This is a genomic window from Pseudoalteromonas sp. OANN1, from assembly GCF_024124685.1.
Taxonomy (GTDB): domain Bacteria; phylum Pseudomonadota; class Gammaproteobacteria; order Enterobacterales; family Alteromonadaceae; genus Pseudoalteromonas; species Pseudoalteromonas piscicida.
In genome coordinates this window covers 1-21,052 of the sequence record NZ_JAMXSE010000004.1, presented here as the reverse complement: position 1 = coordinate 21,052, position 21,052 = coordinate 1, and the positions used below count along the sequence as shown (strand labels likewise).

General features: G+C 42.6%; 16 protein-coding genes and 2 rRNA genes. 4 read left to right on the top strand and 14 right to left on the bottom strand.

Annotated elements, in window-relative coordinates; genetic code table 11:
• Positions 1–30: 30 nt before the first annotated feature.
• The 3 genes from hda to NH462_RS04885 form a co-directional block, all read right to left on the bottom strand.
• Positions 31–735, bottom strand: a complete 705-nt coding sequence (gene hda, locus NH462_RS04895) for a DnaA inactivator Hda (protein ID WP_138527255.1) — start codon at positions 733–735, stop codon at positions 31–33.
• Between the two features lies 1 nt (position 736).
• Positions 737–1,798: a DUF2066 domain-containing protein gene (locus NH462_RS04890; protein ID WP_253104513.1), complete on the bottom strand. Its 1,062-nt coding sequence runs from the start codon at positions 1,796–1,798 to the stop codon at positions 737–739.
• A gap of 123 nt (positions 1,799–1,921) precedes the next feature.
• Positions 1,922–3,094, bottom strand: a complete 1,173-nt coding sequence (locus NH462_RS04885; RefSeq protein ID WP_017219234.1) for a sensor domain-containing diguanylate cyclase — start codon at positions 3,092–3,094, stop codon at positions 1,922–1,924.
• A gap of 179 nt (positions 3,095–3,273) precedes the next feature.
• Between NH462_RS04885 and NH462_RS04880 the strand changes: the two genes are divergently transcribed.
• Positions 3,274–3,714: a VOC family protein gene (locus NH462_RS04880; protein WP_253104510.1), complete on the top strand. Its 441-nt coding sequence runs from the start codon at positions 3,274–3,276 to the stop codon at positions 3,712–3,714.
• Between the two features lie 80 nt (positions 3,715–3,794).
• Here NH462_RS04880 and NH462_RS04875 read toward each other — a convergent pair whose 3' ends face one another.
• The 8 genes from NH462_RS04875 to dapB form a co-directional block, all read right to left on the bottom strand.
• Complete coding sequence (locus NH462_RS04875) at positions 3,795–4,547, bottom strand: transporter substrate-binding domain-containing protein (RefSeq protein WP_253104507.1); 753 nt, start codon at positions 4,545–4,547, stop codon at positions 3,795–3,797.
• A 226-nt stretch (positions 4,548–4,773) separates the two neighbouring features.
• Positions 4,774–7,572 carry a collagenase gene (locus NH462_RS04870; protein WP_253104504.1) on the bottom strand — a complete coding sequence of 933 codons (2,799 nt, stop codon included), beginning with the start codon at positions 7,570–7,572 and terminating at the stop codon, positions 4,774–4,776.
• A gap of 252 nt (positions 7,573–7,824) precedes the next feature.
• On the bottom strand, positions 7,825–8,100 hold the full coding sequence (locus tag NH462_RS04865; protein ID WP_010377978.1) for a hypothetical protein: 276 nt from the start codon (positions 8,098–8,100) through the stop codon (positions 7,825–7,827).
• 149 nt (positions 8,101–8,249) lie between these two features.
• Positions 8,250–8,855 (bottom strand): hypothetical protein, encoded by a 606-nt coding sequence (locus NH462_RS04860; protein WP_253104501.1) that lies wholly within the window; start codon positions 8,853–8,855, stop codon positions 8,250–8,252.
• A gap of 155 nt (positions 8,856–9,010) precedes the next feature.
• A complete protein-coding gene (greA, locus tag NH462_RS04855) occupies positions 9,011–9,487 on the bottom strand; it encodes a transcription elongation factor GreA (RefSeq protein WP_010377973.1) in 477 nt (158 codons plus the stop codon).
• Between the two features lie 46 nt (positions 9,488–9,533).
• Positions 9,534–12,752: a carbamoyl-phosphate synthase large subunit gene (gene carB, locus NH462_RS04850; RefSeq protein WP_039495519.1), complete on the bottom strand. Its 3,219-nt coding sequence runs from the start codon at positions 12,750–12,752 to the stop codon at positions 9,534–9,536.
• Positions 12,753–12,768: 16 nt separating this feature from the next.
• The gene (gene carA, locus NH462_RS04845) at positions 12,769–13,905 is read right to left on the bottom strand and encodes a glutamine-hydrolyzing carbamoyl-phosphate synthase small subunit (RefSeq protein WP_010377970.1); all 1,137 of its coding nucleotides are present in this window, start codon (positions 13,903–13,905) and stop codon (positions 12,769–12,771) included.
• 206 nt (positions 13,906–14,111) lie between these two features.
• Entirely contained in the window at positions 14,112–14,915 is an 804-nt protein-coding gene (gene dapB / locus NH462_RS04840; RefSeq protein WP_010377967.1) for a 4-hydroxy-tetrahydrodipicolinate reductase, read from the bottom strand.
• Between the two features lie 434 nt (positions 14,916–15,349).
• Here dapB and NH462_RS04835 point away from each other — a divergent pair, with 434 nt between their 5' ends.
• Together NH462_RS04835 and NH462_RS04830 are read left to right on the top strand one after the other, a co-directional pair.
• Positions 15,350–16,663 carry a Na+/H+ antiporter NhaC family protein gene (locus tag NH462_RS04835; protein ID WP_088530882.1) on the top strand — a complete coding sequence of 438 codons (1,314 nt, stop codon included), beginning with the start codon at positions 15,350–15,352 and terminating at the stop codon, positions 16,661–16,663.
• A gap of 73 nt (positions 16,664–16,736) precedes the next feature.
• Complete coding sequence (locus NH462_RS04830) at positions 16,737–17,516, top strand: nucleoside-binding protein (RefSeq protein WP_253104498.1); 780 nt, start codon at positions 16,737–16,739, stop codon at positions 17,514–17,516.
• A gap of 313 nt (positions 17,517–17,829) precedes the next feature.
• On the opposite strand, the gene NH462_RS04825 is transcribed toward NH462_RS04830, so the two are convergent.
• On the bottom strand, positions 17,830–18,849 hold the full coding sequence (locus NH462_RS04825; RefSeq protein WP_253104495.1) for a tetratricopeptide repeat protein: 1,020 nt from the start codon (positions 18,847–18,849) through the stop codon (positions 17,830–17,832).
• 192 nt (positions 18,850–19,041) lie between these two features.
• Between NH462_RS04825 and NH462_RS04820 the strand changes: the two genes are divergently transcribed.
• Positions 19,042–20,580, top strand: a complete 1,539-nt coding sequence (locus NH462_RS04820; RefSeq protein WP_253104492.1) for an FAD synthase — start codon at positions 19,042–19,044, stop codon at positions 20,578–20,580.
• 133 nt (positions 20,581–20,713) lie between these two features.
• Here NH462_RS04820 and rrf read toward each other — a convergent pair.
• A 5S ribosomal RNA gene (gene rrf / locus NH462_RS04815) occupies positions 20,714–20,827 on the bottom strand.
• 117 nt (positions 20,828–20,944) lie between these two features.
• Positions 20,945–21,052 (bottom strand): 23S ribosomal RNA (locus NH462_RS04810); the annotation flags it as partial.

The following is a 21,052-nucleotide window of genomic DNA, read 5'->3' as shown; positions in this document are numbered from 1 at the left end:
ACTGAATTGCAAGGCGATATTCTAGCCCTGTTACAGCTTTAAAGTGGCTTTTATAAAAGGAATTGTTAACTTTCTTTGCGCAGCCATGGATGCGTGATCGAGTTTATCCAACACATCAAGTAAAGCGCGCATATCACGACTCAATCTCGTGAGCAAAAATCGCGCACATTCATCGGAGAGCTCAAGGCCACGCATGTGTGCTCTTTTTACTAAGGCTTCGGCTTTATCATCATCACTCATCGAGCGGATCTGGAAAGTCGTTCCCCAGGTTAGACGCGATTCTAAGTCTGGTAGTGACAAATTCAGCATGTTGGGCAACAGATCGGCAGTAACCACTAGGCATTTGCCTTTTTCATTAAAACGATTGAAAAAGTTAAATAAGGCTTTTTCCCACGCTTCATCTCCTGCAACCAAATGTACATCGTCTATACAAACTACATCCAATGCATCGAGCCCATCTAATACCAAGGGGCCAAAATCCAAGACTTCTCGCATCGACAATAAAATAGTCGAGAGTCCAAGCTCTTGCGCTTCAATGCACGTGGCATAAAGCAAGTGCGACTTGCCAGAGTCTGCCAATCCACACAGGTAAGTGTACTGAAATCCGGCTAAACGACGGGCAAGACCATTTTTTAAGTGGCTTACCTCTAATGACGCTTCACCGCCAAAATAAGAGGCAAAGGTTTCGTCATCAGGCAGTGTCACTGGCAACGCCATTTGACGTGGCGATTCCATCCTATTTGCCCACCCAATTATATTTAAGGTTGTCTTCGTCTGCGATTTGATAATAGGCTCTCGGGTCTTCGTACGCCTTAAAACTTTGCTCCAATGCAATGGTTTTACGCAAATCTGATACGCTTGAGGTATGTTCAATCGCAAACTTCACAGCTGTTTTCGCACGGTAGATCACATCGACATCCACTACAGTACTCATAGATAGCAAACGACGCTTCGCCATTTCTACATCCGTAAATGACTGTAATTGCTCAACAACGATTTCAGTTCGATGGGCTTCTAAAGTGAGATTAGGATCGATAACATATTTCTGAGCTAAGGTGCTAGATAGCTGGTTCACCATATCAATAATAACTTGCTGCTTGTCACCGACATATTGCTCAGGCTCAAAATATTCGGCATCAGTGTAGCGCCAATCTAGCTGCCAAGAATTTGTATGGGGAGGCTGGAACAAGCGTGCGGTGATAACGCGCTCCGCCTCATAACGCAATGACGCTTCCTCTACTTCGTTAGAAAAGTTTCCCCATACCTCTGCGATACTCACATTGCTGCGATCTTCAAGATCCATCAAAGGAACAACCACTGGCACGCCCCATTCGTCTGCGGTGTCATAAATCAACCGTTCGAGTTGAGGGTAGCTTTCTTGCGTAACAAACTCTCGGCGGAAATTATCTTCAATCACCATCCAAATCGCGACCATAGGACGGCGGTTACCCCAAAGCGGTAGACCAGCTTCTCTGACTAGATCTTCGACCTTACCAGGCTCAAACTCCACCTTTATTTTGGTTACGCCTTGTCGATCATAATATTCATATCTCAGCATGTAATCTGAGATGCGCTTAAGGCTCGCTTGGATAGAAGGGTGAGAAAAATCATCGGCTTTACCTGTGAGCTTTTGCAACACTTTTAATAATGCCTGTTGGCTCGCTTGCGCTCGCGTTGCGCGAGATTTGTCGCTAACACTCAGCGAGGCTTCATATAAATTTTGAACTTCTACTGCTTTTGCCGTCATAGCAAAACAAAACAGTGCAATAAGGATCAGCCTGATGATCATAATGTCCATGTTTTTCTGACTATAAAGCCTGATCCTAAATCAATCATCTGCTTAAAGCAAAGGGCAACGAGCAATATCATGAAATTTTATAAAAACATGATAAATAACAAAATATTAATCTTATATTCAGTGTTATTTGAAGCTAAATGAAACCTGATTCTTGCCCTTTCCTTTCGACTCATAAAGCGCTTGATCCGCTACTTTTAATAACGATTCCGCACTGAATTCCATGCCCTCAGAAACCGCCATGCCGATGCTACACCCGACATTGACCAACTCACCATTGGTAAGCAAGATATCTTCATTTATCACACTCAAAAGGCGATTTGCTAAGCTTTCAAGCAAGTCTCTGGCAATTTTTTCATTAATCACAAAGACAAACTCATCTCCACCAATACGACAAACAAAATCATACTCTCGTAACGCTTCTTGTAGACGTCTTGCTACGTGTACCAAAACCTCGTCACCACTATGATGGCCATGATTATCATTAATCGGCTTGAAGTTATCTAAATCTAGATACCCTAAATATACATTTACCGGCTGTCGCATCGAGCGAGCAGACATTTTATTCAGCTCGTTAAAAAGGTATTTTCGATTCGCCAATTGCGTAAGATTATCGTGGTAGGCATCAAACTCTAGCTTTTCTTGAAGTGATTTGCGCTTTTCGACTTCTGTTCTTAACTCTTCTAAACTCACACTAAGTTCACGGGTGCGTTTTTCTACCATTGCTTCCAATTCAAGCTCATGGGTTCTAAGTGCTGTATTCGCGTCAATGAGTGCTTGCTGGTTTGCAAATGCATCCATCGCAGAGGCAATAACATGACTAACGGTATACAACAAATCCACCATGGCTTCTGAATATTCATCGCTACGACGGTAAGATTGGATCACAAACGCGCCTAAATGCTTGTCGCGATTGATTAGCGGAAAGCACAACCATTGCTTGGGGAAACTGCCTAACATTTCAATAACCCCTTTCTCGGTCAATGCCATCAAAGCATGCTCAGAATAGTTCTTTACACTGTCAGAGCGCAGCGCATAACTAGTAAGCGTTTTATCTATTTCTGTGCTAGTTAGACTATTTAATTCCTCGAGCGAAATACTGTCTTTGACATCATGGAAATAGGGAAATTCAAACTCGCCATCTTGTCTTTGCAAAACCACATAGAAATTGTCCGCGTAAGTAATTTTTTGCACAATACAGTGCACATTCAACAAGAAATGCTCCAAAGATTCGCTGGTGTTTAAGCACGAAACGATATCTGTCATGCTATCTATTACTTCAGGAAGTTCTGCCATCATTGAGCGCCCTTGTGATACATTAATTCTCAATCTGACAAAAGCTTAACTAGCAGTACTAAAAATTACCAGAAATCAATTACTTTTTTATCCGGTCATCTAGGTGCCTGAGGTCTGTTGACCTTTCAATCTGATGTGTAACACTTTAAACTTTGCTGACTAGAGTCTAAACGGAATACATAATGAAATACTTACATACCATGGTACGTGTACGTGATCTTGACGAATCAATGAAGTTTTATTGCGACCTCTTAGGTCTCGTTGAAGTGAAACGTTATGACAGTGAACAAGGCCGCTTTAGTTTAATTTATCTCGCCGCCCCTGATCAAGTTGAGCAGGCTCAGCAAAGCTTTTCTCCTACTATCGAACTTACCTATAACTGGGATCCGGAAGAATATAGCGGTGGTCGTAATTTTGGCCACTTGGCCTTTGCCGTAGAAAACATTTATGCACTTTGCCAAAAGCTGCAAGATGCCGGTGTGGCTATCAACCGACCACCGCGCTGTGGTCACATGGCATTTGTTAAATCTCCAGATGGAATATCTATCGAATTACTCCAACAAGGTGATGCATTGCCTCCAGCCGAGCCTTGGCAGTCAATGGAAAACACGGGTAGTTGGTAATAATTGCTGATAATCACTAAAGCACCGGAGCGATGTATCTAACCTGAAATAAGAATAGCTACTGCTCCTTTCCCCTTACTTTAATAAGCAAGATGGTAGCTTTTAAGCAATTTCACCAATTGCTTTTTGAAAGGCTTGGAATCTAACACCTGTTGTAGCGCCTCAAAATCCGATGCTGAATTTTTAGGTGCCAATATTGCTCTAAAATAGGTTTCATGGGGATTTTGAGAAAAGTGAAACACTCGCTTCCAACCATTTTTAGCAACAAGATATTCTGTCGTAGACCGACTGACAATGGCAATACTCACCCGCCTTTTGAGGATCATCTCCAATAGTGCTTCTTCGGAATTTACGTTCACTCGCTGGATATTGGCTTGCTCCACTCCTTGATCCAAGTGGCGATAGTAGTACCCTGCAATGGCGCCAACTTGATTACCGTACAATGAGCTAGGGTGATAATACTCAAACGGTTGATCTACATGCGAGACGAATTCGTCCGTGTCATACATTAACGGGCCGCTCCACAAATACTTTTGTTTTTTGCGGTCATCAAACCAAGCTGGGTTTACCCCTAAAATAAAACCTTTGAGCGTTTGCTGTTCGAGCTGCTTATCTAAGCGTTTACGTGGTACAAAACGTACTTCTACCTGCAGCTCTTTTTGCACGGCATTAATCAGTTTGGCTAAATCAAAATAAAGACCTTTTTGCGCTTCTAGATCAATAATATAGGGCGGCTTATGATGATATACGTAAAGAATTTGGGTTTCAGCGGCTGTCACTGAAAAGGCTACCATTAACCAAGTGGAAATGGCAATAAAGTACTTTTTTAACACTGAGTGCCTCGTGTCTAACCTAAACTTTTAATACAGTCTAAAACTACAGCCTAGCTCCTTCTCGGCACATCCGTTAATTCCTTTTGCATGTTTTTAAATGAGCAAAGGGACCAAAGGCCCCTTATTTTACAAAAATATAACAAAAACAAATTATGAACAAGTAATAACTGTGATCTGTATCACCCGTTTAATTACTTTCCATTATTTCTGCCTTAGTATTAGGCAATTACTGACAACCATCTTTATTATAAGACACCTTCAGCGCTGCCCCCGTTGGTGCGCCTGACACTTTCAAGTATCCCCAATATTCAGATTGCGCACTTATCTCAATGCACTCTCGGTTACCTTGATTGAACGAGCTTGCGTCCACATTAGTGCCGTTTGGCCATCCTGCATTGCTGTATTCAAGCCCAAGATCACCACTACCATGGGCTGTTTTGATCACCACCGATTGTTGACCACTTACATTCTCAAGGCTAAACCACATCGGCTCTTGGCTTCCAAGGCAAATTGTTTCATCCGCTGCTAATCTACCATTAGAGACACTACCCTGCGACTGACATACGTCCTCTATTGTTGAATTTGTTACGATTTCCCCTAACAACTGCACATTTTCAAAGCGATTATAACCATACAGCATAATGTGATAGGTACCAGCGGCAGGTGTAGTGATTTCACATACCTCTTCGTTACCGGATTGGTATGGTCTGCAATCATACTCGCTGAGTGTTGGCGCCGTGCTTAACTTAACGTAAAGATCGGCATCACCTGTACCTCCAGACGTGCTGATGACTAATTTATCAGTGCCAGCAGCGACATCGATTGAAAACGCAACTTGATCATCTTGCTCGCCCGCAACCGTGACAGGTACGCCAGACTGTAGTTTGTTTGAAGTCGTTGCGCTTACAGTAGCCACTGTATTACTAGTGTGATTCAAACCGCTAGAATCGCTCACTGTTAAGCTAATTTGATACTCGCCTGCTTGCACATAACTGTGCGTGGGATTGGCTTCATTACTTTGACTACCATCACCAAAACGCCACAGATAAGTGAGTGCATCACCATCAGGGTCGACACTACCTTGGCTTGAAAATAGTATCGCTTGATTAACATCACCAGAGTATGGACCATTAATCTCTGAAGTGGGTGCGTTATTCTGACCACCAGCGGCAAGCTCGTTGCACCATTGAACAAACTCTGATTGATACTGTGATGCGAGGCGGTCCATACGGGCTTGGTACGCATTCCAATTTGCTTGTCTCGTTTCCTGTCGCATTGCGAGTACTTCATCAAAGTGTTTTTCATACAGGAATCTCACTCCTAAATAACCCCAACGGTAAATTCTATCTTGATCAAAACCGTCATACGTCGTGCTGAATATTTCGGCTAGCGTATATACTGAGCCATCTTTGATTGTATCTATTGCGGCTTGATTATCATTTAGGTTTGCAATGTACTCAGCCACCCCTTCACTCCACCAGACGATAGGCTTAGTCGGTGCATTGAAGTCACCATAAAGATCAAAACGCCCATCAAGATAATGTACGTATTCATGCTCTAAGTTCCAGATGTAATGATCCGGCTTTGCATAACTGGCCTCGTATGCAACAAAATTAGCAACGTTATTCACATCGCTAGGATTACCCTCTAAATACATACCACCGTTGTCGGTGCTGATTTTAAAAATGGCTTTGGCATATTTTTTATAGTCTGCACTGCTATTAAAGATATTCACTTGCAGAAAATCATTGTTATCATCGGCAACTGGTAAGCGGCCAGTTTCCAGCATGGTGTGGAATCGCCCTTCTTCCGCTTCCATGGTTTGACACGCTGAAGTCAATTGCTGAGCGGTGAGCGCTTGTGCTCTAATCTTTATTGTATCGCTACAACTATGTTGTTGAGAAAGTACTTTGGTCTCAAGTTCTTTATCAAAATTACAAATGCCAAACTGGCTACAATCAGCATAATAGGTCGCGACATCAGCCGCAGCTAACCAGACACCATCGCCAAAGCCATAACTGTTATAACGCGAGAATAAAGCGGTTAATTGCGTGTCGACTGACTCTTGAATAGCTGCACCATTGTATAATTTAAGTCGAGCCAATTCGCTCGCAGCATTGATGATTAGATATTCAGAGTCTGAACTTACCATCCAAGTTTGTTCGGTGAAGCTCCCTAGTAAACTCACCAATTGTTGATCGTTTTTAACCAAAGCGACAAAGTTATCATTCCACTGACCACGATATAAGATAGTGAAAATGCCGTTTACCGCACTGCGCATATTCCACTTTTGAGCGTAGCTTTCATTCCATTTGGATAGCCATGCTTTTACAACTGGCAGATAGTGCCCTTGTAGTTCCGATGAGTCCATTGTAGTGATAGCCTCACCAAGTACTTTACCATGGGCATCATTGTCGTCGTAGAAATGGCTATTGCTAACAAAAGCATCCAACGCATCTTTAACAGCAGGCTTAACCCAAGTAGCAAAAGTCACCTGGTCATTGTAAAACTCAACGTAAAAGCCAGCGCGAATAAATAGATAAAGCGCTTCTAGGTCGGCACTGCCGTTGCCTGAATAGCTTTGCGAAAGCGACTTGGCATTTTGCGCCGCAGCATACATTTTATCTGAAGTGAATACTTGTGTTTGGATGCTGCTGTCAGCGGAGAACAAAGCATTGATACAGCTCGTACCCTGTTGCTTTATTTCAGTAACAATTTGGCTACTGCTCGCATTTGCTAAGCTGTTTAAATCACATGCAGCAATCGCTTCACTTTGGCTTACTACCATCGCTTGCAATAATGGCGTGTGTTTAGCAGATAATAGCGGCATACTCCTTGTTGGTGTATGTGCAACGGGTGCTCTGTCATGCAAATTTTTGTGCTCATGGCCATGGGAAATGTTCGTTTCCACTTGAACCGATGCATCGAGCGGCTTAAAGAGTCGCTGTGATTCTTGATATGCGTTGGCTGAATTTATCGCTGTAAGCGCAGATAGCGCCAAAGTGAGTTTTGTAATTTTCATCATTTACCTTTCCTGTTGTGTATCCAAACCCGATTGGGTTATAGGTTTTTAACACTAAAGTTACAATGTATACAATATATTTTATATAACTTTATGGAATAGTGGCTCGACTGAAAAGCCACCATAATCTTAAAAACGGGTATCCAAAGGTGAAGCTTGTAGCTTATACGTACACCCAATTGGTTGATCTTTATGATTAAAAATCCAACCAATTGACGAAAAGAAGGAATAAAAATTTATAGTGAATGGAATAAATTAGATCTTATCAATATGGGAAATAGCGCCAGAAGTGATTTTTACTCTCACTCGATAAGTGGATAGCGTGATTGAATAAACACCGTCATTTGGTTTTTGTGCTAATAAATGCTGTAGCCCTAACAGCAACTCATCTGTATCGTTACCACTGCTGGTGTTTCTTGAATCTAGGTATTCTTTTCCCTGCTTCAGTGCCTTATCCAAAACCACTGAAGCGACTTGCTGAGTAGACTTATTTTTCAACGTCTTAAACAATGCGCTTTTTAATAAACTCATGGTTATTCTCCTGATAAAGATACCGATTCATACTAACATATCACTTATGAACCGGTGCCTAATTGGTTTTGGGAACAATCCGAGTGTAACAAGCTCGCACTAAAAGTCTAAAGCAAATTCGTTTCAAACTATGTCAGATGTCTATAATCCTATTCAATCTCAACTAAATAGTTTACTTGCTCAGCAAGTTGCTTACCGGAGAATAGCTTCGGTACAAAGTGTAATAGATTCAAGGAAAGCTGATGCTCTGAGCGAGTGGTATTTACTAAGCTGGGTAAAGTACCTAATTCGCTGCTTATATCGTGCCAAACGGGATTAGCCTCATTGAGCTTGTCATAAGCAATCGTATTGAACTCGAAATTTTCAAAATATTCATCAACTAAGAATAAGGGCTGAGTGAGCTTAAGCGAATCAAGTAACTCACGAGAGAAGCTTTGTCGAGCTTCTGAACTATTACTGGTAAAGAAGTGATCTGGTAGATTATAACCAATGATTAAATCAGAGCTTGCATACAAGCTATTGGTATACAACAAAGCAGTAAGAATAAGATAGGTATCGTATCTTGCTAAACTCACACCTTGCAAAAGCTCACTCTGCTTACTAAGGTCGATCGCACATCGACTACGCATGGTACGCCAAAAACAATGTTGATTCTGGGAGAGATCCCGCGCGCCAGCACCTGCCAAGCTAGATTTCCAACTCGACATAAACAATTCAAACCCTTGTGTTTTGAATTGATCGACTTCAAATGACATCCATTTCTCCTAAAAATGTTTGTTCCAAAAATACATAGGCATCAAACAAAGCTATAAGAATATAGAGAAATGGCAATTACACAGCATTACAGCAGCAAAAGTAGAAATGATTATTATAGTAAAAAGCCCGCGGATGCGGGCTTTAAAAGAAAGGATTACTTGTATTCAACTTCGATGATTTCATATTCAACAGCACCATTTGGCGTTTGAATATTCACTGTATCATCTAGTTCTTTACCGATTAATCCACGCGCAATTGGTGAATTAACAGAAATCAAGTTGTTCTTAAGATCGGCCTCGTCGTCACCAACGATACGATAAGTTACTTCTTTGTCTGTATCTACATTCACAATAGTCACAGTACTACCAAAAATAACCTTGCCGTTGTTCTGCATTTTAGTCACGTCGATGATTTGTGCTGTTGAAAGCTTAGCTTCAATTTCTTGAATTCGGCCTTCACAAAAACCTTGCTGTTCACGTGCAGCATGGTATTCAGCATTTTCTTTCAAATCACCGTGTTCACGCGCTTCTGCAATATCTGCAACGATTTTCGGGCGAACAACTTTTTTTAAATGATTCAGTTCATCACGAAGCAATTCTTCGCCTCGTACTGTCATCGGAATTGATTGCATAAGTATCTCACTCATTGCCAGAGCTGACGCTCTGGCCTTGTTCTTTTTAGTTCAAACGCTGGTGTAGTTCTTGAACAGAGTTTACAGAACTTCTGTCGTCAGCTTCATTCGCTGTACAGTTTGCAAACGCTGCATTTAGCGTAGTGGTGTAGTTAGTCTTATGCTGAAGTGCACCACGACGTAACACCTTCGAGTCCTCAATAGCTTGGCGACCTTCGGTAGTATTAACGATATAGCTGTACTCACCATTCTTGATACGGTCAAGAATATGAGGACGGCCTTCGAATACTTTGTTTACGCGACGTACTTCAATACCCGCTTCTTCAAGCGCTTTCGCCGTACCATTCGTTGCATCTAACTCAAAACCAATTGCTTTCATTGTCTTAGCTAGTTCAACTACGCGTGCCTTATCACCATTGCGCACAGATAGTAGCGCGCGGCCGCCACGTGGTAAAGTGTTTGATGCACCTAATTGGGCTTTTGCGAATGCTTCGGCGAAGTTTTCACCAACACCCATCACTTCACCCGTAGAGCGCATCTCTGGACCACGCATTGGGTCAACACCTGGGAACTTAGCGAATGGCAATACCACTTCCTTTACACTGTAATATGGAGGGATAACTTCCTTCGTTACACCTTGGCTCTCAAGAGACTGGCCAACCATACAACGTGCAGCAACCTTTGCAAGTGCAACGCCTGTTGCTTTTGAAACAAATGGTACTGTACGAGCAGCACGTGGGTTAACTTCAATCAAGTAAACTTGGCCGTCTTTCACCGCGAACTGGGTATTCATCAGGCCAACAACACCCAGCTCCAGCGCCATATCACGGACTTGCTTACGCATCACGTCTTGAATATCTTGTGGCAACGTGTGTGCAGGCAATGAACAAGCCGAGTCACCCGAGTGAACACCTGCTTGCTCGATGTGCTCCATAATACCGCCGATGATAACATTCTCACCGTCACAGATAGCATCTACGTCTACTTCAATTGCATCGTCTAAGAAACGGTCAAGTAGTACTGGTGCTTCATTAGAAACAGACACCGCTTCTGTCATGTAGCGACGTAAGTCGTCTTCATCGTACACGATTTCCATTGCACGACCACCAAGTACGTATGATGGACGAACAACCAGTGGGAAGCCAATTTCTTGTGATTTAGCAACTGCTTCTTCTAGTGAGGTTACCGTTGCATTTTCTGGTTGTAGTAGGTTTAGACGCTCTACAAGCTGTTGGAAGCGCTCACGGTCTTCTGCGCGGTCGATAGCGTCAGGAGAAGTACCAATCACTGGCACACCATTCGCTTCAAGATCTCGTGCCAGTTTAAGTGGAGTTTGACCACCGTACTGAACAATTACGCCTTTTGGCTTTTCAACACGGACAATTTCTAGCACGTCTTCAAGTGTAATTGGCTCGAAGAATAAGCGATCAGACGTATCGTAGTCTGTTGAAACCGTCTCTGGGTTGCAGTTAACCATGATAGTTTCATAGCCATCTTCACGCATCGCAAGGGCTGCGTGTACACAGCAGTAATCGAATTCGATACCTTGACCGATACGGTTAGGACCGCCACCGATAACCATGATTTTATCTTTGTCAGAAGGATTCGCTTCACATTCTTCATCATACGTTGAGTACATGTAAGCGGTGTCTGAGCTAAATTCTGCAGCACATGTGTCTACGCGCTTGTAAACAGGCAGAATTTCAAGCTGGTGACGCTTCTTGCGAATTTCTTTTTCTGATACGCCTGCGATTTCGGCAATGCGAGCATCTGAGAAACCTTTACGCTTCAAGCGGCGCAGGAAGTCTTTGTTTAGACCTGCCATGCCCACTTCAGCGATTGTCGCTTCATCTTTTAAGATGTCTTCGATTTGCACTAGATACCAAGGGTCAACTTTAGTGAGTTCAAATACCTCTTCAACAGACATACCGTGACGCATCGCATCAGCAATGTACCAAATACGCTCAGCACCTGGCTCGCGTAATTCACGGATGATCGTTTCTTTTGCGTTTGGCGCGTCAAGTGCGACGATTGGGTTCAGACCCGTAGCACCCACTTCCAGGCCTCGAAGTGCTTTTTGTAATGACTCTTGTTGGTTACGACCAATTGCCATTACCTCACCAACCGACTTCATTTGCGTAGTTAGACGGTCGTTTGAACCTGCGAATTTTTCGAAGTTAAAACGAGGGATCTTAGTCACTACGTAGTCGATTGACGGCTCAAATGATGCTGGAGTTGCACCACCTGTGATGTCGTTTTGAAGCTCATCAAGCGTATAACCTACGGCAAGCTTGGCTGCGATTTTAGCGATCGGGAAGCCCGTTGCTTTTGACGCAAGCGCAGAAGAGCGCGATACACGCGGGTTCATCTCGATGATAACCATACGGCCATCAACAGGATTGACACCAAACTGAACGTTTGAACCACCAGTTTCAACACCAATTTCACGAAGTACCGCCATCGAGGCGTTACGCATGATTTGATATTCTTTATCAGTTAGCGTTTGTGCTGGTGCAACTGTGATTGAATCACCAGTGTGTACGCCCATTGGGTCGAAGTTTTCGATTGAACATACGATGATACAGTTGTCGTTTTTGTCACGAACCACTTCCATCTCATATTCTTTCCAGCCTAATAGGCTTTCATCGATAAGCAGCTCATTTGTTGGTGACAGGTCAAGACCACGAGTACAGATCTCGTCAAACTCTTCCATGTTATACGCAACACCACCACCGGTGCCGCCCATCGTGAATGAAGGACGAATAATACATGGGAACCCGATGCGAGTTAAGATATCGTGCGCTTCATCCATTGAGTGTGCAATTTCAGCACGAGGACATTCTAAGCCGATATTTTTCATCGCCGCGTCAAAACGCTCACGGTTTTCCGCTTTATCGATTGCATCTGCAGTCGCACCAATTAGCTCAACGCCATGTTTAGCAAGCACACCGTGCTTATCTAGGTCTAGCGCACAGTTAAGTGCTGTTTGGCCACCCATAGTCGGCAGCACTGCATCAGGCTTTTCTTTTTCAATGATCTTTTCTACCACTTCCCAGTGAATAGGCTCGATGTAAGTTGCATCCGCCATTTCAGGGTCAGTCATGATAGTCGCAGGGTTAGAGTTAACAAGAATAACTCTATAGCCTTCTTCTCTAAGCGCTTTACAGGCCTGAGCACCAGAGTAATCGAATTCACATGCTTGGCCGATAACGATTGGGCCTGCGCCCAAAATCAGAATGCTTTTTATGTCGGTACGTTTTGGCATTATTACTCCGGTCTAATTAAGCGTTGCGAGATTGCATTAATTCAATGAAATGGTCGAATAGCGGTGCCGCATCATGTGGACCAGGACTTGCTTCAGGGTGACCTTGGAAGCTAAACGCTGGCTTATCAGTACGGTGAATACCTTGCAGTGTGCCATCGAACAGTGACTTGTGCGTTGCACGTAGGGTATCAGGAAGCGTTGCTTCGTCAGCAGCAAAACCGTGGTTTTGTGCAGTGATCATCACGACATCACGATCTAAGTCTTTAACCGGGTGGTTACCACCATGGTGACCAAACTTCATTTTTACTGTTTTCGCACCAGAAGCGAGTGCTAATAACTGATGGCCTAAACAAATACCAAAAATAGGTGTATCTGTTTCTAAAAATGCTTTGATTGCTTCAATGGCATAAGTACATGGCTCAGGGTCGCCAGGGCCATTTGATAGGAAGATACCATCAGGGTTTAATGCAAGTACGTCAGCAGCGGAGGTTTCTGCTGGAACAACGGTTAACTTACAGCCTCTATCAACTAACATTCTAAGAATGTTCTTTTTCACACCAAAATCGTACGCAACAACATGGAATTTTTCTTCTTCAGCAGAAAGCGTTTTAAAGCCCTCGCCTAGAGTCCAGCTTGATTCACGCCATTCAAACTGAGATTCTGTTGTTACTACTTTTGCTAAATCCATCCCTTTCAAGCCAGGGAATGCTTGCGCCGCTTCTAGCGCTTTTTGCTCGTCTACTTCGTCGCCTGCGATAATACAGCCGTTTTGAGCGCCTTTATCACGTAAAATGCGAGTTAGTTTACGAGTATCAATATCTGCGATCCCTAAGATATTGCGTTCTTTCAAGTAATCACTCAATGATTGTTCGTTACGGAAATTACTCGCAAGCAGTGGTAAGTCACGGATCACTAGGCCTTTTGCCCAGATCTTGTCCGCTTCCTCATCTTCGCTGTTAGTACCGGTGTTGCCGATATGTGGGTAAGTAAGCGTAACGATTTGTTCCGCGTATGAAGGATCCGTTAAGATCTCTTGATACCCCGTCATTGACGTATTGAATACCACCTCACCGACTGACATACCGTCAGCACCGATAGCAGTACCGCGAAACACCGTGCCGTCTTCAAGGACTAACAGAGCGGATTTAGTCAAGTTAACCTCCTAATAGTAAAAAACGGGCGAAAGCAAAACGCTCAACATCCCGTCTACAAAGCGCTTGGTAACACGCAGTTATTAAAATTTTGGCAAATTCGTTATAGTCTACAGCATGAATGCCTTTTCGTCTAATATAAATCACAAAATTTATAAAAATAAGCCATTAAACTCTTTTTTTGCTTTAAAGCCTCAAAATGTTATACTTACTTCTTTAAATCTAGCACATCTTGCATATCATAAAGGCCTACTGGTTTATCTTTTAGCCACTGCGCAGCCCTTACAGCACCTGATGCAAAGGTCAATCTCGACGCTGCTTTATGTGTTAATTCAAGCCTTTCCCCCATTGTCGAGAAGTAAGCCGTATGTTCACCTACTATATCTCCCGCTCTGAGGACTGAATAACCGATTTCTTGTTGAGATTTCGCTTCATGGCTTTGACTTCGGTCGTAAACCGCAACCTCATCATGTTGCCAGCCTTTTGCTTCTGCAATCGCCTCTCCGATAGCGAGCGCAGTTCCTGAGGGCGCGTCGATTTTGTTGCGATGGTGCGCTTCGAAAATTTCAATATCCATGTCGTCAGCCAGCTTTTGTGCGGCTGTTTGTACTAGGTTCAGTAGCAGGTTAATGCCAACGCTATAGTTGCGAGAAAACACAATTGGGATATCTTTTGCGGCTTCCACCAACAGCGCCATTTCGTTTGCAGTCAGTCCAGTAGTACCGATCACCATCGGTTTTTTAGCGGCAATTGCAGCTGATAAATGCTGCTTCATGCCCTCTGGCAAAGTGAAGTCTATTAATACGTCAACATTTTCAAGCTTACTTTGCTCGGAGCTAAAACAGATATTTGCGTCTGCTTGAGGCTGCAATTGATTAACTGCTTTATCAAGATATTGTGAATTATCTCGTACAAAAGCGTTGGCCAGCTCTACTTGTTGCGACAAATAACAGGCTTCAATCAATGCTAACCCCATTCTGCCATTCGCACCGTAAATACCTATTCTTGTCATACGTTACCCTTTTTTATTTGCGATGTTGATTATCCAAAAGGCAGCAACGATGGCTAACCGGATAATAGAAATGTGTTTTTGCGGGAGTAGAGTTTACCGTATCTGTGTGTCATAGTCAGTTAAGTTGAAAATAATAAAACATTAGACTTTAGACGTCTAAACATATAAACTGCCGCGCTCACTCACCTATTGAAGTTGAGAGATTTTCATCTTATACCAATTGCATTAAGTAAATGGGCTACTTTGAAGCGGAAAATAGCTTTAGTAGCTAGGCAAAAATTTTGCTATTTAGTTGTTCTAAATGAGAAATTTTTAACGACGCTAATATGCTAATTCCCCGTTCAAATTGGTTGGAGAATTAATACAATTGGTATTAGGTGTGTTGTGCGGTTTTACAGCTGACTATTGGCTGTGCTTTATTGTTGGGGAGTGCTATGCAACCAAATTACAATCAAACAAAGGCAAAATTATCATTATTGCCGCTGTTGACCTTTGTAGGGATTTTTCTTGGCGCAGGATTGTATTTGCAATCGCAAGGCGTTGATTATGCGTTTTATCAATTAAAAGCTCCTGTCGCGATTCTACCAGCCATCGTTCTCGCTTTTTTACTTAATAAAGATACCATCAACCGCAGCGTCGAAACTTTTATTCAAGGCGCAGGACACAGCAATATTATCACCATGTGCCTCATCTATTTATTAGCAGGAGCTTTTTCTGCGGTTGCAAGTGCCACTGGCGGTGTTGACGCTGTGGTTAACGCCGGTTTATCACTTATTCCTCCGGCATTTTTATTACCCGGCTTGTTCCTTATTTCTGCTGTCGTCTCTACCGCAATGGGAACCTCCATGGGCACAATTGGTGCAATTGGACCTATTGCTGTTGCCGTCGCGATGAAAACCGGAATTGATCCGGCACTTATGGCTGGCACCATCGTTTCGGGCGCAATGTTTGGCGATAACTTATCTATTATTTCTGATACCACAATCGCGGCAACACGAACGCAAGGCTGTGAAATGAAAGATAAATTTAGAGAGAATCTTAAAATAGCCCTACCAGCGGCACTGCTGACTGTTTTACTATTGGTGTTTTTAACCCCAGAGCCGCAGGTTGTAGAAACCAAGCCGTTTGATTGGTTATTAGTTTTACCATACGCATTTATTTTGGTCTTGGCGGTGATTGGTATCAATGTCTTTGTTGTGCTCTTTAGTGGTATTGTGTTTGCCGGCTGTATGGGTTTTGTCGGTGACTATCAAGGCGCTGCATTCTTAAACGATATCTATAAAGGCTTTAGTGATATGCAGGAGATTTTCTTGCTGTCGATGTTTATTGGTGGTTTATCTGAATTTATTCGTATCAATGGCGGCCTAGATTTTTTAGCCAAACAGATCCAAAAAATTACCAGCATTATCGCGAAATGGCACCGTCAAGTTGCTGATCAACTGGGTATTGCAGCACTCGTGTTAACAAGTAACTTGTGTATCGCAAATAACACAGTAAGTATCATAGTTGCAGGCCCTGTTGCTAAAAAACTGGCTGAAGATGGAAAGATCTCAGCTAAGCGTTCGGCAAGCTTATTAGATATTTTTGCTTGTGTTATGCAAGGCTCTTTACCCTATGGTGCACAAGCACTGCTACTCGGGGCCACGTTTAAAATCAGCCCTTGGGACGTATCTAGTTCTTCTTATTACTGTTTCATTTTGGCTTTCACCGCCATTACCGTTATCTGCCTAAGAAGAAATAAAGCATAATTTATTCGGTTTACGCGCCCAACTTTGGGCGCTTTTGTTATACTTTCATTTTTAACGCTATCCGAATTAATAAATGAAAATCAACACACTCATCATTTCCTCCTCACTCGCTTTTAGCACATTTGGTTATGCTGCTGATTGGAGTACAACACAACTACATATAAACCACGGTGATTTCAAAAACCCGTTTAGCAGAAGCGAAGCAACGGCAACGATTTACTCATTACAACATGCGTCTGGATATCGCTACGGCGATAATTTCTTCTTTATCGATTACAGCAAAGATGACCTTAGTGATGGTTACCAAGACGGTGACTTTTATGGAGAGTGGTATTCGAGCTTGTCGATATCAAAGATTGCAGGCTTTAAGTCTTCTTTCGACGCCATAGCTGACGTTAGCTTAACAATGGGTTTCAATGCAGCCGGAGACGCTAAGGTGATGAAATACTTGCCAGGTGTCAAAGTAAATTGGAATTTTGAAGGGTTCAATTTTTTCTCTTCTACCTTCACACTTTATCAAGACGATAGCCAAGGTATTAGTCATGGCGGTGCGCCTAAAGAAAGTGATAGCTGGATGATAGATCTCGCTTGGGGTTACCCCTTTACAATAGGCGAGCAAAAGTTCTATCTGACAGGTCACGTAGAGTATATTGGCGAGCGAGAGAACGAGTTGGGTAATGACGTAAAAGGCTGGTTGCTCGCGCAGCCAATTCTACAATGGGATCTAGGCAACGCGGTAGGTATGCCTGACAATCAGTTAATGTTAGGTGTTGAATGGCAATATTGGCGTAACAAACTTGGCACAGATACCAATGAATCTGTTCCCCAGCTACATCTAGCGTGGACTTTCTAACTCTGAACTCGCTTTTGACCTTTGATTTTATACCAATTTGACTTAATACTTGCTCAATTTGAGGAATTAAATCTGACGCTAGCTGTGTTAAAAATTTATCATTTAGAACAACTAAATAGCAAAATTTTTGCCGGGCTATCGACAAGATTTTTTTGCCTCAAAATAGACCACTTAATTAAGTAAATTGGTATTACTCTGTGATGGTTAAGTCAAAGGTACTCATTATTTATCAGCCCCTACCTGACTACATCTACTATTCAACGTATAAAAAACGGTGCTGTGCTCTACTTTTGTCAGAGCTTTTTTTGATAGATTAGTGCTCACACCAAGATAGCGCAACTTCCAGTAGCGAAGCATTCGTCGATACACTGGCTGCCACTTGTTGCTGCTCAGACAACAACGTATTATAAAATGCTATCAACTCTGGGAGCTGCAATGTATAAACATATTTCTCCATATTACTGCCGTAATCACTTTGGAGCAATACGGGTAAAGTCGAAATAAGAAACTCTACTTGATCTGCTTTTGGCTGTATGCCATTTCTACTTCTTTGAAAAATTAGCTCCTGCCAAGTAAACACTATAGATAATTCTTTATCCTCTAACGCACTTAGCTGAGTTTTCACTGTATTCATATAGCGTCTATAGTTTTTCCACTGATTGGCAAGCAAATAAACATTTAATAAATTTAACCCCGTATAGCTCGCCTCGTAAGCTTGCTCTGCTTTTTGATGATAGAGGAAAGCTTGCCTATATAGTCTTGCAGCATGCTGATATTTACTCATATCAAAATAAACATTAGCTAAGTTATTGTTAAGTGCCGCTTCCAGTTGTTCATCCTTCACCTCAGACAATGTCGGCGCTAAAATATCGACTGCTTCTTCTAACTGCCCTGTTGTTCGATATAAAACGGCAAGATTATTAACGATAAGTGGCCTTTGCTCGTGAGTTGAGTACTTAAGTGCACATTCATAGTTTTTTTGCGCAAGCGCAGGCTTACCTATTCGGCGATAGTAAATTGCGAGGTAATTTGCAATTTGCCCCTTTTCGGACTGCAAATACGCAAGCCACTCAGCATTTTCAGAAAATAGCGCTACTATTTCATGTATTCTGACCGTATCGTTTGTTTTAATTGCAGCTTCTAAACCGGCACGATGTAACTCATAGATGCCTTTAGAGGGTTGTGTTGGCAGTTTGGGCAGCGCTGCTTCATATACCCGAGTTGCTTGTGTTGGATTAGAGGTGTTTAAATCTTGAATAACCTGTAATGTCTTAAACAATTCATCAGGGGCGAGTACTGTCAGAGAAGAAACAATAATTAAAACTGGTAGCACTTTCGCTCTCCGATTTCCTGATTTAAAGTAATCATAGTGGAGCTTCCGCTGGTTGGCAAAATGCCCGAGCGTGCAGAAGCATAAAACTGCTAGCGACTTCACATTAAACACATCAAATCCATTAAAGTGGGTCATCAAAATATGGACTCTGTGACTACAAAAACTAAAAGCAGCCAACTAGGTATTTAATCGATGCAGAAAGATACAGCAATTCAACAGTCACAGCTTAATAAAAAGATGACACAGGCTATCGAGTATTTTACTTCGGGCCAAGACCAAGCAGCAGAACAAGCATTTCAGCAGCTATATCAACAGCAGCCCACCCAGCAGGTCATTTTATATCTCGCACAATTGGCACAACGAAGACAAGCCGGGAGTGAATGGATTGAACAACTTGAAGCACTGCTACATAAACACCCAGATGTACCAGATAGCTATTATATTCTCGCTCGTAGTTATCAACAAAACAGACAACTACCACTCGCCGCTCAAACCTTTTATCAAGCGCTAGGATGGCGCTTGCAGCATGACGCACTGACAAACATTGTAAAAGTTCAATCATCCGAAGTACCAATACATGAAAGCGCGAACTCAACTAAACTAACTCCTGAAAACGCATTACACCTATTACTACAAACGTTGTCATCCTTAAAAAAGGCGGGGTTTTATGCTTTCCCTACGGCTGGTAGTTTGCTTGGGTTAGAGCGTGAAGGTCAACTCTTAGAAAATGATAAAGATATTGATATTGGTATCGACTGGTCTCACATGGAAAGCGCAATCGAACATTTACAGCATCTTGGCTGGCAGGAAGAAGCGCAATCCTATGGACTTATAAACCCTCGGTGTTTTCGCCACCAATCAGGCTTGGTGCTTGACCTTTGCGGTTATGCCACAGAGCAAAGCACTGGAGACACCATATCAGGTTTATGGATGCGAGAAGTACCTTTTACTTGGAATAGAGTGACGCGTTTCTCTGCTATTCAAGTTGTGAGCATCAGCTCACCTGCCGGAGAAATTTGTTATCCCCAGTATCCAGAACAAATCTTACAAGCATTATATGGATTGGATTGGAAAATGCCTGACGCAAATTTTGATACCATCGTCTGCGCCCCGAATATTATACAAGATTCCTACTTATATTACTGTTATGCCTACTCTCACCTCTACACTGAGTGGAAAAAAGGCAACTTCAAAAAAATGCATGCCATGCTTAAGGTGCTATTACAATTCAAACCTCATGACGGTCTTTTAAAAAATCTTATGCAGTTCGTACAAAAGCAGATGAAATCACAACAGCCGTGCCGTGTTTTAGCGCTTGGTTTTTTTGATCTGCTTCACTCTGGTCACTTAACGTATTTGTCGTTAGCGAAATCACACGGTGACTACTTAGTTGTTGGGGTCGCACCGGATGCTTTTGCGTTAAAAAGTAAGGGACGACCGCCAATAATGGATCAAGACGAGCGCTTAAGTATTATTGAGGCATTAGCATGCGTAGATAAAGCGGTTTTAGTCGGTGCACCAATGGCCGATACTGAGCGAGCAGCGCACTGGATCGCACAACAAAGAGTAAACCTTGTGATCTGCGGTGATGAATGGCAACACACGCCCCGTTGGCAAGCATTGGAAATAGCTTTAGCACCACAAAATATTCGAGTTGTTTATATCCCTTATACCCAAGGAATTTCAAGCACTAAAATTAAAGAAAGAATACAAAGCTTTAATGAGAATTAACGCTGTGTATCTGGTAGGAGCGAGTTTACCTCGCGAGGTTTTAATTGCTTGCGAGGTTTTTTATATCTCAAATTTCTATACCCCAAACAGCAAAAAACCCGTCGCATTGCTGCAACGGGTTTCTCTTATTTGGCCCTGGCGATGTTCTACTTTCACATGGGTAATCCACACTATCATCGACGCTGTTTTGTTTCACTTCTGAGTTCGGCATGGGGTCAGGTGGGTCCAAAACGCTATAGTCACCAGGAAATTCTGTTCATCAATGAAGTCTCCCTCATTAATGTAAATCCGGAAAAAGCTATTAAATTCTTTTGTCTACTTTAGTCTATTAACTTCTGTCGCTTATAAACCACTTTGGCGTTGTATGGTTAAGCCTCACGGGTAATTAGTACGAGTTAGCTTAATGCCTCACAGCACTTCCACATCTCGCCTATCAACGTTGTAGTCTTCAACGGCCCTTCAGTTGACTCTA